Source organism: Sphingopyxis sp. OAS728, assembly GCF_014873485.1.
GTDB lineage: Bacteria > Pseudomonadota > Alphaproteobacteria > Sphingomonadales > Sphingomonadaceae > Sphingopyxis.
This window is the reverse complement of record NZ_JADBDT010000001.1, coordinates 3,732,944-3,745,672: the sequence shown is the minus strand read 5'-3', so window position 1 is coordinate 3,745,672 and position 12,729 is coordinate 3,732,944. Positions and strand designations below refer to the sequence as shown.

The 12,729-nt window shown below is 64.4% G+C and carries 7 protein-coding genes; all 7 read right to left on the bottom strand.

Going from position 1 to position 12,729, the window contains the following annotated elements; genetic code table 11:
• Positions 1-126: 126 nt before the first annotated feature.
• The gene (locus tag GGC65_RS17750; RefSeq protein WP_192648366.1) at positions 127-1,935 is read right to left on the bottom strand and encodes a monovalent cation:proton antiporter-2 (CPA2) family protein; all 1,809 of its coding nucleotides are present in this window, start codon (positions 1,933-1,935) and stop codon (positions 127-129) included.
• A gap of 83 nt (positions 1,936-2,018) precedes the next feature.
• Entirely contained in the window at positions 2,019-4,349 is a 2,331-nt protein-coding gene (locus GGC65_RS17745) for a GH92 family glycosyl hydrolase (protein ID WP_192649608.1), read from the bottom strand.
• A 65-nt stretch (positions 4,350-4,414) separates the two neighbouring features.
• Complete coding sequence (locus GGC65_RS17740) at positions 4,415-5,326, bottom strand: ROK family protein (protein ID WP_192648365.1); 912 nt, start codon at positions 5,324-5,326, stop codon at positions 4,415-4,417.
• A gap of 110 nt (positions 5,327-5,436) precedes the next feature.
• Entirely contained in the window at positions 5,437-7,773 is a 2,337-nt protein-coding gene (locus GGC65_RS17735; protein ID WP_192648364.1) for a GH92 family glycosyl hydrolase, read from the bottom strand.
• 14 nt (positions 7,774-7,787) lie between these two features.
• Positions 7,788-9,227, bottom strand: a complete 1,440-nt coding sequence (locus GGC65_RS17730) for a glycoside hydrolase family 125 protein (protein ID WP_192649607.1) — start codon at positions 9,225-9,227, stop codon at positions 7,788-7,790.
• A 7-nt stretch (positions 9,228-9,234) separates the two neighbouring features.
• A complete protein-coding gene (locus tag GGC65_RS17725) occupies positions 9,235-11,556 on the bottom strand; it encodes a GH92 family glycosyl hydrolase (RefSeq protein ID WP_192649606.1) in 2,322 nt (773 codons plus the stop codon).
• Positions 11,557-11,573: 17 nt separating this feature from the next.
• Positions 11,574-12,635: a glycoside hydrolase family 43 protein gene (locus GGC65_RS17720; protein WP_225940888.1), complete on the bottom strand. Its 1,062-nt coding sequence runs from the start codon at positions 12,633-12,635 to the stop codon at positions 11,574-11,576.
• Between the last annotated feature and the right edge of the window lie 94 nt (positions 12,636-12,729).

The following is a 12,729-nucleotide window of genomic DNA, read 5'->3' as shown; positions in this document are numbered from 1 at the left end:
GGAGATCGATGAAAAACCTTGAGAAACCTGTTGACGAAACAGTTTTGTTCCCTTAATGTTCTTTTTGTGCACAGCAAACCTCATCCCCCGTCGCGGCTGCCGAGCGCGGCGGGCGGGGGATAAAGGTCACCGAGTCTCGGTGGGTTTCACAATATATTGATCGCGGTCCTCGACGGGAACATTGCCCTGGATCAAATGGCGGCTTGCATAGACGCCATCACAGATTTCGATGTCGAACCGCTCCTGATCGCGCCGCCGCGTTTCGTCCAGAATATCGCCGATCGCATCCGCATCGACGTCGAGCCGTCGCAGCGCCTCTTCGGCCATCACCAGTGCCGATTCGAAGGTTTCACGTATCTGATAGTCGACGTCGGCGTGGACCAGTTCGATCGCATGTTCGCGGTCGAACGCCCGCGCCAGCAGCGGTGTATGCGGGAACTCCGCCTTCACCAGTTCCACAATCTTGAGCGTGGTTTCGCGGTCATCGGTCGCTACGATGATCATCCGGGCGCTGTGCGCTCCCGCCGCGTGCAGAATGTCGAGCCGCGTGCCGTCGCCGTAGTAAATCTTGAATCCAAAGGCCATCGACTCGCGGATCGCGATGGTGTCGGTGTCGATCAACGAGATCGAGCAGCCATTGGCGAAGAGTGGCTGGCTGACGATCTGGCCGAAACGCCCGAAACCGATCATCAATATACTGGCACTGAGATCGTCCGCGACATCGAGATCGTCGGTCTTGTCCTCGGCGCGCGGCATAAAGCGGTCGTGCAGGATGATCATGACCGGGGTCAGCACCATCGAGACGATGATGATCGCGGTCAGGATCGCATTACTTTCCGCATCAATGATCCCGACGCTCGCCGCCGCAGCGTAGAGGACGAAAGCAAATTCGCCGCCTTGCGCCATCAGCACGGCGCGCTCGACCGCCTCGGAATTGCTGCTCCTGAACAGACGCGCGACCGCATAGATGACGACCATCTTCAACACCATATATGCGGTGACCGAGATAGCGATCAGCCCAGCGTTCGCGGCGACGATATTGAGGTCAAGCGCCATGCCGACACCGAGGAAGAACAGCCCGAGCAATATTCCGCGGAAGGGTTCGACGTCTGCCTCGAGTTGATGGCGGAACGAGGATTCGGAGAGCAGCACGCCGGCAAGAAAGGCACCCATCGCCATCGAGAGGCCGGCGGTCTGCATCGCGAACGCGGCGCCGAGAACGACGAGCAGTGCGGCGGCGGTCATCACCTCGCGCGCCTTTGCCCGTCCGAGCAGTCGGAACATGGGGTCGAGCAGATAGCGGCCCGCAAGGATCAAGCCGACGATCGCACCGAGACCGGTAGCTATGGCGATCAGCCGATCGGTCATCGACACCGCCTCGCCGCCCGGGGCGAGGAAGGCGGTGAGCGCGAGCAATGGCACGATCGCCAGATCCTCGAGCAGCAGGATCGCGATGATCCGTCGTCCCTTAGGCTGCCCCATCTCGCGCCGTTCGTCGAGCATCTGCATGACGATCGCGGTCGAGGTCAGCACGAAACCGGTGCCAGCGACGAAGCTGGCCGCCACGGGATAGCCAAGCGCGAGACCGACGCAGATGAGCAGCGCGATCGCACCCCCGACCTGCGCGGCGCCAAGCCCGAAAATCTCGCCGCGCATCGCCCACAGCCGCGACGGCTGCATTTCCAGCCCGATGATGAAGAGGAACATGACGACGCCAAGCTCGGCGACGTGGAGGATTGTCTGCGCGTCCGAAAAGAGCGCGAGCCCGAATGGACCGATCGCAAGACCGGCGGCGAGATAACCGAGTACCGACCCCAAGCCGAGGCGCTTGAACAGAGGCACCGCGACCACCGCCGCCGCGAGCAGGATCACGATCGGCAACAGGTCGAACCCGTGCGCCGCCGCTTCGGCGGCATGAGCTGTTTCGGCGGCCATGGCTCGTCCCCTACCCGGTCGTTGAGAGTTCAACGTGCCCGGGAAAGGTATCGGGAATCAAGGTCTGGAAAGAAAAACCCCGATCAGCGCGCGCTACGCTCGGTCGATTGCGAATAGGGCCGCGCACCTGCGGCCTTGCCCCATGCGGTATCGGGCTTGGCTTGCATCGTGAAGCGGAGCGTGCCGCCGCCGCGGATCTCGGCGTCCGAAATCCAGCTGCGCGTCAGCGGCTTGCCATTGAGCTCGACCTTGCCGACATAGCGGTTCGCGTCGGAAAGTCCCGTCGTCTCGACCGTGAAGCGCTTGCCGCCGGGCAGGTTCAGCACCGCGCGGTCGACGAAAGGCCGGCCGATCACATATTGGTTCGACCCCGGCGCGACCGGATAGAAACCGAGCCCGGTGAAGACGAGCCACGCCGACATCTGCCCGAGATCGTCGTTGCCCGACAGGCCATCGGGGGTCGGCTTATACTGGCTGTCGACGATCTGCTTCAGCCGCTCCTGCGTCCGCCACGGCGCACCCGCATAGGCATAGAGATAGGCGACATGGTGGCTCGGCTCGTTGCCATGGATATATTGGCCGATCAGCCCGGCGATATCCTCGGCGTGGCTGTAATCGAGCTTCGAGTTGTCATAGTCGAACATCGCGTCGAGCTTCGCGACGGTCTTGGCGTCGCCGCCGAGGATGCGGAAGAGCGCGGCCTGATCCTGCGGGACGAACCAGCTGTACTGCCAGGCGTTGCCCTCGGTATAGTCCGAGCCATAGTTGATCGCGGTCGGATCGAAGGGGGTGCGGAAGCTACCGTCGGCCTTGCGCGCGCGGAGCCAGCCGGTCTTCGCGTCGAAGCTGTTCCGCCAGTATCCCGCGCGTTTGTAGAAGCGGTCGGCGATGTCCTTGCGCCCCATCTTCTCGGCCATCCGCGCGATCGTCCAGTCGTCATAGGCATATTCGACCGTCTTCGACGCCGCTTCGGGCTCGCGATCGATCGCGACATAGCCGAGCTTCATATAATCGCCGAGCCCGCCATAGGGGGCATATTCGGCGCTCGCGACCATCGCATCCAACGCTTCGGCCGCGTCGAAATCGCCCACGCCCTTCATATAGGCGTCGGCGATGACGGGGACCGCGTGATAGCCGATCATCGTCCAGGTCTCACGGCCGTGGAACTGCCACACGGGAAGGATGCCGTGCGGGCTCGCCTTGCGGCTCGCGACGAGCGATTTGACGATGTCGGTGTTCGTCTGATCGGGCGCGACAAGCGTCAGCAGCGGGTGCTGCGCGCGGAACGTATCCCAGAGCGAAAAGGTCGAGCGGAAGGTAAACTCCTTTGCGGCATGGACCTGATCGTCGGGGCCGCGATAGCGCCCGTCGACATCGCTCCACACGCTCGGCGCGAGCAGGCTGTGGTAAAGCGCGGTGTAGAGATTGGTGCGCATCGGGGCGGGCGCCTCAATCTGAAGCGCGCCGAGCGCCTTGCGCCATTCGCCTTCGGTGCGCGCGCGGACGGCATCGAAACCGGCGCTCTCAGCGTCGAGATTGGCGATCGCACCGGCCTCGTCAACGCCCGACAGCGCGACGCGAACTTCGAGCGGGCCGGTGAGCGCGCCGAAATCAAGCTTCGCCTCAAGCGCCTTGCCGAGCTTTTCGGCGAGCGCATCGCTGCCGCGGCCGGGGGCCTGGAAGCCCTTGTACGCGACCTTCTCGTCGCGATCGAGGAAGGCATGACCCTTGAGCGGCGCCGAGAAGCGCATCGCGAAATATAGCTTGCGCCCCGGTGCCCAGCCGCGCGTCTCGCGGAAACCGGTGAGCGTGCCGTCGGGACGGAGGTGCAGGCCCGACCACAGGATCTTGCCCGGATAATCATAGAGCGACGAACGGAGGTCGAGCAGCAGATGCGCGTCCTTGCCCGCCGGGAAGCTGTAGCGATGCACGCCGACGCGCGTTCCCGCGGTGAGTTCGGCGCGGATGCCCGAATCCGCGAGCGTCACCGCATAATAGCCGGGGCTCGCCTTTTCGGTGTCATGGCTGAACCGCTGACGATAGCCCGAACCGGGCTGCTTCGGATCGCCGGGATCGAGCTTGACCTCGCCGACCTGCGGCATGACGAGGATGTCGCCGAGGTCCGAATGGCCCGCGCCCGAGAAGTGCGTGTGACTGAACCCCTGGATCGATGGGTCGTGGTAGGAGTAGCCCGCGGCATGATCGTAGCAGTCGCGGATCTGGCACGTCGCGTCGGTGTCGGGCGACAGCTGGACCATGCCGAAGGGCGCGGTCGCGCCAGGGAAGGTGTGACCTTCGGGACCGGTACCGATCATCGGGTCGACGAAGCTCAGCGGATCGGGCGCGGGCTGTTCGGCGAAGGACTGGATCGGCAGGAGGGCGAGCAGCGCGGCAGCGGTGGCGAAGCGTTTCATCGCGCCCTTGTGCCGCGACGGCCGGGCGCTGTCCAATTGCGAAAAGGTCGACAGCGCGGCCTTGCTCATGCCGGCGCCCCCACTGCGTCGATCGCCAGCGCGATCGCGCCGAGCGGTCCCGCCATCGTCCCGAGTTCGGGCGCGGTGACATAGGCCCCGTCGCCCGGTATCTGCATATAGCCCGAGAGGCTCGCTTCGACCTCTGCGTTGATCCGCGGCAGCAATTGCGGCTGCCCGGCGAGCACGCCGCCGCCCATCGCTACACGGATCGGGCCCGTTGTGCAGGCGAGCGAATGGACCATCGACGCCAGCGTGTGCACGATCGGCTCCCAGACCGGATCGTCGGAGGCGACGTCCGCCAGCGCCCGCCCGCCCAGCCGCGCATTGAGAGCGGTGCCCGAGGCCAGCCCTTCGACACAATCGTCGTGGAAGCGGCAGACGCTGACCATATCGTCGTTCGCGAGGCGTGGGACGAGAATGTGGCCAATTTCGCTGTGGCTGAAGCCGCGCGTCGGCTTGCCGTGGACGATCAGCCCGACGCCGACGCCGGTGCCGACCGTGACATAAGCGAAATCGTCGAGGCCGCGCCCGCTGCCCCAGCGGATTTCGGCAAGCGCCGCGCCGTTGACGTCGGTGTCGAACCCGATCGGTACGGGAAAGGCCGCCTTGAGCGGGCCGAGCAGGTCGGCGCCCTCCCAATCGGGTTTGTTCGTCGCGCCGACCTGTCCATAATCGGCGGCGCGGGGATTGAGCTTGATCGGACCGAAGGACGCGATGCCAAGACCGGCAAAGCCGTGCGTTCCCCACCAGCCGTCGAGCACCGCCTTGATCGCGGGCAGCGTTTCCCACGGCGCGGTCGTCGGGATCACTTGCCGGTCGCGAATGTCGTCGGGGCCGGCGGCGAGAATGCAGACGCATTTGGTGCCGCCGAGCTCGACTCCGGCGAACAGGTGCGGGCTATCGGAGCCATCTCCCATCAGTACATCCCCCGCGAATAGGAAAGGCGTCGGCCATGCTGCGTCGATACGCGCCAATTCACGGGGAGAATTCCAATCTTTTCTATCTTATCTGACATTTACGAACCGCTCTATCGGGAATTGGCGCCAAAGGAAGGGGGTCGGTCGGCCTTCGCCGTCCCGAACTGCGACGGTTTGGCGCCCATTTCGAAGACGAGCTCGCCACCGCCGATGAGGTCGGAATGCGCGATCCAGTTCTTGCTCCACGGCTTGCCGTTCCAGCGCACCGACTGGACATAAGGCCGGTCGGGGCCATTGCCCTCGGCACGGACGGTCAGCGTCTTGCCTGCGCCGACCGTGACCTCGGCGACGTCGAACAGCGGCGATCCGAAGACGTAGATCGCGCTCACCGGATCGACCGGATAGAAGCCGAGCGCCGAGAGGATGAACCAGGCGCTCATCTGCCCGCAATCGTCGTTGCCGATCACGCCATCGGGGTCGTTCCTGTACATTTCGACGAGCAGCCGCCGGACCATCGCCTGCGCCTTCGCGGGGGCGCCGCAATAGGCGTACATGTAAGCGACATGGTGGTTCGGCTCGTTCCCATGCGCATATTGGCCGACGAGCCCCGAAATGTCGGGCGGCGCATTGTCTGGCAGGGTCGAGGGCGCGTTGAACAGCGCGTCGAGCTTTTTCTCGAATTCCGCGTCGCCGCCGAAATGCTCGATCAGGCCATAGACGTCATGCTGGTTGAGGAAGGTCGCCTGCCAGCCGTTCGCCTCGGTATAGTCGCGCCATTTCTTGACGTTATGGCCGATCTGGACGGGATCATAATCCTTCCACCAGCTGCCGTCCTTGAAGCGTGGGCGCGCGAAGCGGGTTTCGGGATCGATGACGCCGCGATAATTTTGCGCGCGCTTGCGCAGCGCCGCGGCGTCGTCCTTGGCGCCGACGGCATCGGCGAGATGCGCCATCGCCCAGTCGTCATAGGCATATTCCTGCGTCCGGCTGACCGACTCCCACACCTCGTCGCACGGGATATAGCCGAGGTCGTAATAGAAGCCGCGGCCGAGTGTGCTGTCGATATCCTTGTAATCGCGGTCGAAGGCGCGGCGGCGGATGTTCGGCCAGGCGGCGGCATAATCGGCCTTGATCCCCTTGGCGTGCGCCTCGGCGAGCACCGAGACGCCGTGCCAGCCGATCATGCACGCGGTTTCGACCCCCTGCAGCGGCCAGACGAGCGGGCCGGCGGGGCTCTGCGCGGTCTGTCGGCAGATGTCGCGGACGAGCAGCGCGGCGCGCTCGGGATCGATCAAGGTCAGCAGCGGATGGAGCGCGCGATAGGTGTCCCACAGCGAATAGGTGCTGAACGCCTCCTCGCCCTTCTCGGCACGGTGCACCTCGCGGTCGAGCCCGACATAGCGGCCGTCGCGGTCGGTGAACAGCGTCGGCGCGAGCTGCGCATGATAGAGCGCGCTCGCCATGATGACGCGCTGCGCCTCGGTCCCGCCCGACACCCGGACACCGCCGAGCGCCTTGGCCCAGGTGCCGCGCGCGGCCTTGACCGCGCCGTCGAAATCCCAGCCCTTCGCTTCGCCGGCGAGCGCGTCGCGCGCACCCTGCACCGCGACCGCCGAAAGGCCGGTCTTGATCAGGATCGGATCGCCGCCCGCTTCGTCGAAGAAGAAGGCGACCTTGAGCCTGTTGCCCTTGATCGACTTGGCGCCGTCGGGCGCGGCTTTGCCGTCGTCGCCGAAAAATTGCACCCGGTCGGGGCGGCGCGACATTTGCATCGCAAAATGGATGTGGCGGCCCTTCGCCCAGCGATTGACCTGCCGGCTGCCGGTCAGCGTGCCGTCTTCGCCAAGGTCGAGCGACGCCTTTTCGACGACGATGCCCTTGTCCCAATCGTCCTCGATCGCGTGCGCGAAATCGATCAGGATATGGCCCGCGCCCTGTCCGAAATGATAGCGGTGCAGGCCGCAGCGTTCGGTGACGGTGAGCTCGGCGAGCACGCCGGTTTCGAGCTTCACGCGGTAATAGCCGGGCTCGGCATGTTCGTCCGAATAGCGCTGGCGAAAACCCTCGCCGGGCTTTTCGATCGTGCCGGGTTCGAGCTTCAGCTCGCGCCGCGTCGGCACCACCAGCACATCGAGCATATCGCCGATGCCGGTGCCCGACAGGTGCGTGTGGCTGAACCCCATGATCGAGCCATCTTTCTGGTGATAGCCCGAGCAGGCATCCCAGCCATGCGTGTTCGTATCGGGGCTGAGCTGCGCCATCCCGAACGGCAGCGACGCGCCGGGGAAGGTGTGGCCGTGGCCGCCGGTGCCGATAAAGAGATTGGGCTTGCCGGGCGCGAGCGCGGCGCCGCCCGCAACCGAACGCGAACAGCCGGCGGGGATCGCGCCGCCGAGCGCGAGAAGGCCCGTGGTTGCGAGAAGCTGGCGGCGGCTGGTGGTGATCATCGTCCCCTCCCCGCTCACAGCGGCCGCGCGAGCAGCGCGGGGCGCTTGTCAGCGACCTCGACGATCAGCTGGCCGAACAGCGCGTTCGCCCATGCGAACCAGCTGCGCGTGAAATTCTTGGGATCATCCTTGTGGAAGCTTTCGTGCATGAAGCCGGTGCCGCCGTGCGTCGTCTTCAGCCAGCGCAGGCATTGCAGGATCGTCGCATCGTCGTCGGCGTTCATCGCGCGGGTGATGATCGACATCGGCCAGATCATGTCGAGACCGATGTGCGGCCCGCCAATCCCCTCGGCCGCCGTGCCCCGGAAGAAATAGGGGTTACGCTCCGACCAGGCGAGCGCCGCGGTGCGCAGGAAGATCGGATCCTTCTTGTCGACGACGTCGATCAGCGGCAACCCCGACAGGCTCGGCACATTGGCGTCGTCCATGAAGACATAGTTGCCGAAGCCGTCGATCTCATAGGCCCAGACCTGACCGCCCTTGCCATCGTCGATCAGCGCATGCGCCTTCAACGCGGCGTCGACCTCGGCGGCGAGCGCCTCGGCATCGGTTGCCGCCGCATTGTCGCCACGTGCTTCGCGGAGGACGGTGGCGATCTTGCGCAACACCGACACGGCGAACAGGTTCGACGGGATGAGGAAGGGATAGAGGCACGCATCGTCCGACGGGCGGAACATCGAGTGGATCAGCCCCACCTTCTTCGTCGGCGCGCCATAACCGCTCAGCATCAGGCTGTCGGTCGGCTGGAGCGCGGGGCGCTGGAAACTGTACGGGCCGGGGCCGTTCTTGCGCTGCTGCTCGCGGAAGGTTGCGACCGCGAGCTTCATCGCGCGCGACCATGTGTCGTCGAAGGGTGCCTTGTCCTTCGTGCGCGTCCAATATTCGTGGGACAGCCGCATCGCGTAGCAGAGCGAGTCGATTTCCCATTTCCGCTCGGCGACGCCGGGCGTCATCTCGGTCTTGTCGGTCTGCGACCATTCGAGCTTCGACGGTGCGGTCGGATCCTTGTCGAACGCATTGGCATAGGGATCGATCAGGATGCAGCGCGCCTGCCGCTGGATCAGCCCCTGGAACAGCCGCTTGAGCTTCGCATCCTTGGCAACGAGGTGGATATAGGGCTGCACCTGCGCCGAGCTGTCGCGCAGCCACATCGCCTCGATATCGCCGGTGATGACGAAAGTGTCGGGACGGCCATCGAGCGTCCCCGTCTGCACCGTCGTGTCGAGCGTGTTCGGGTAGCAATTCTCGAACAGCCACGCGAGTTCGGGGTCGGCGATCTTGGCTTTCACGCGGGCGATTTCGGCCTCGATCGCGGGGCTGGTGAAGGCGCGCTCGGCGGGCGCGGGACGCTTGCTGGCGAAGCCGCCCGCAGCGGCGCGTGCGGCGGCGGGCATCGCGGCCGCCAGCGCGAGTGCGCCGGCGCCGGCCATGATCTCGCGGCGATTGGGGGTCATGTTCATCCTACTTTCCACGCCCGCTGATCGAGAAGGGCGCATCGGCGGGGGCGGTCCCCCATTGCTTGTTCGGCTGGGCGCCCATCACGAAGTCGACCGTTCCGCCCTGCGACAAAGCGCTGTGGGTGAAATAGGTCTTGCTCTGCGGCTTGCCGCCGAGCGCGACCGACTGGAGATAGACGTTCGCATTGCTGTTGTTCGCGGCGTTGATCGTCAGCGTCTTGCCGTTGGGCATCGTCAGCACCGCCTTCTGGAACAGCGGGCTGCCGATCGCATATTCGCCCGTCGCCGAGGCGACCGGGTAGAAGCCCAAGGCGGAGAAGACATACCAGGCCGAGGTCTGGCCGTTATCCTCGTCGCCCGGATAGCCGTCAGGCGCCGACGAATAGAGCTTCGCCATGATGTCGCGGACATGATGCTGCGTCTTCCACGGCGCACCGGCCCAATTATAGAGATAGGGCATGTGCTGGATCGGCTGGTTGCCATGGGCGTACTGCCCCATGTCGACGATCTGCATCTCGCGGATCTCGTGGATCACCTGCCCATAATAGCTTTCGTCGAAGATCGGCGGCGTGGTGAAGATTGCGTCAAGGCGTTCGACGAACTTCTCGCGCCCGCCCATCAGGGTCATCAGACCCTGGACGTCCTGCATCACCGCCCAGCTATAGTGAAGCGCATTGCCCTCGGTGAAGGCGTCGCCCCACTTATAGGGGTTGAACGGCGTCGACCACGATCCGTCCTGGTTGCGGCCGCGGATCCAGCCGCTCTCCTTGTTATAGAGCTTGCGATAGTTCAGCGCGCGCTCGGTATATTTCTTCGCATCGGCTTTCTTGCCGAGCAGCGTTGCGAGCTGCGCGATCGAGAAGTCGGCGGTCGCATATTCGAGCGTGCGCGCAGCATTCTCGTTGATCCCGACGTCATAGGGGACATAACCGAGGCGGTTATAATATTCGGCGCCCTCACGCCCGACCGCGGCGATGACCTTGCCCGCCTTGTCCTTCGGGCGGCCCTCGCTCGTCGTCGCATTCTTGATCATCGCTTCGTACAGCGTCTCGACATCGAAGCCGCGCACGCCGTTATAATAGGCGTCGGCGATCAGGTTCGCCGAGTTCGACCCGATCATCACGTTGCGATAGCCGGGGCTCGCCCATTCGGGCAGCCAGCCGCCCTCCTTATAGGTGTTGACCAGTCCCTGCATGATCTGGCTGTCGAGCTCGGGATACATCAGCGCAAAGAAGGGGAAGACCGCGCGCCACGTGTCCCAGAAGCCGTTGTCGGTGAACATGTAACCGTCGTGCACCTTGCCGTCGTACGGGCTGTAGTGGACGATCTTTCCGTTCGCGTCCTTTTCGTAAAAAACGCGCGGGAATTGCAGCATCCGGTACAGCGACGAATAGAAGGTCCGGACCTTTTCGGGGTCGGGATCGGTGACGCGGATACGCGACAGTTCCTTCTCCCACGCCGCCTTCGCCTTCGCCTGCGTCGTGTCGAAGCTGTCGCTGCCGATTTCGCTGCGCAGGTTCAACAGCGCCTGTTCGGGGCTGATGAACGAGGAGGCGACGCGGACATGGACCTTGTCGCCCTTCTTCGTCTTGAAGCTCAGTACCGCGCCGACATGGTCGCCTTCGCGCGCCAGCTCGTTCGTCGGCGCGTTCTCGCCCGCCCAAGTGCGCGCGAGCGTGAAGTCGCGGTCGAATTCGGCGACGAAATAATTGTGGAAATTGTCCGGCACGCCGCCGTGATTGTTGCGGACATAGCCGGTGATGCGGCGGTTCTTGACGTCGACCTTGACCATCGAGCCGCCCGCGAGACCGTCGAGCAGGATGTGCGCGTCGTCGCTTTCGGGGAAGGTGAAGCGGAACTGCGCGGCGCGTTCGGTCGGCGCGACCTCGGCGGTCACGTCATAGTCGGCGAGATAGACTTTGTACGAATAGGGCCGCGCGACCTCGGCCTTGTGGCTGAACCAGCTGCCGCGTTCCTGCTGCTTGACCTTCACCGGGCCGGTTTCGGCCATCAGCGCAAAGGCGGCATAATCGTTCATCCACGGGCTCGGCTGGTGCGTCTGCTTGATGCCGCTGATCTTCTCGCCATCATAGGTATAGCCCCAGCCGCTGCCGGGCTCGCCCGTCACCGGGGTCCAGCTGTTCATGCCGAAGGGCACCGCGACCGCGGGATAGGTGTTGCCGTAGGACAGGCGATAGCTGGAATCGGTGCCCATCAGCGGGTTGACGTAATCGACGAGCTCGACCTGCTGCGCGCTCGATTGCGCGAGCGCGACGGGCGTCCCCACGCTGCCCAGCACGAGCGCGCTTGCGGCGGCGCCCAGCATCGTCTTGCGGATCGTCTTCACTTCGTCTCTCCCCTGTTTGCCGCCCGTGTCGGCAGCGGGCGTGCTGCGACGCCCTCGTTCGTCATTTTCACCGGCGCGATCGTGCCGTCGGCGTTGAAGATCATGCGGTCGATCGCGAGCTGGCGCCGCTCGCCGCTCGTCTCGTCCAGCGGGCGGCGGTGATAGGCAATATACCAGTCGTCGGTGCCGGGCACATTGACCACCGAATGATGCCCCGCGCCGCGCGCGATCTTGAAATCCTGCTCGAGAATCTTGCCCATCGGCTTGAACGGGCCGGTCGGCGACGGCCCCATCGCATAGGCAACCGAATAGTCGGGGCCGGTCCACCCGCCCTCCGACCACATCAGATAATAGACGCCCTTCCGCTTCACCATGAACGATCCCTCGACATAGCCGGGGGGCGTGATTTCCTTGTAGGTCGTGCCGTCGGCGAAGGGCTCGATCGAGGTCAAATCGTTGCCGAGGCGCACCACGTTGCAATGCTTCCAGCCGCCATAATAGAGATAATGCTGCCCATCATCGTCGCGGAAAACGAACTGGTCGATCGGCTGCGCGCCATTGTGAAAGGCATCGATCAGCGGTTTGCCGATCGCATCCTTGAACGGCCCCTCGGGCCGGTCGCTGACCGCGACGCCGATGCCGCCGCGCTGGTCGTCCGACTGGATGTCGTTCGCGCCGAAGAAGAGATAATATTTGCCGTCCTTCTCGATCGCCGACGGCGCCCAGACGGCATAGGCGGCCCAGGCGACATTCTCGACGTCGAGCGCGTGGCTGTGCTTCGTCCAGTGGACGAGATCGGGCGAGGAAAAGACGTTGAAGAAGGTCTGGAAATGATAGGACGGGCGGACCGTCTTCTGTTCGCGCAGCTTTTTCTGCTGTTCGTTGAAATGGCGCGAGAGATCGGGCGTGTCGCCATGATCCGAATAGGTCGGATAGATCCAGTAACGGTCGCCGAAGATGCGGATTTCGGGATCGGCGTACCAGCCGGGGACGATCGGATTCTCTGCCGCAGCCGTACCGCCGTTAAGCAGCGCCATCCCCAAGATCAGCGATTTCAACCCGACTCGCACTCTGCGCCGCTCCCCGCTTTATCTGTCATAATAATCATACCAGCTCTTCTGGAAAGAGGTGGGTGGCTCCTTGCGGAGCCAC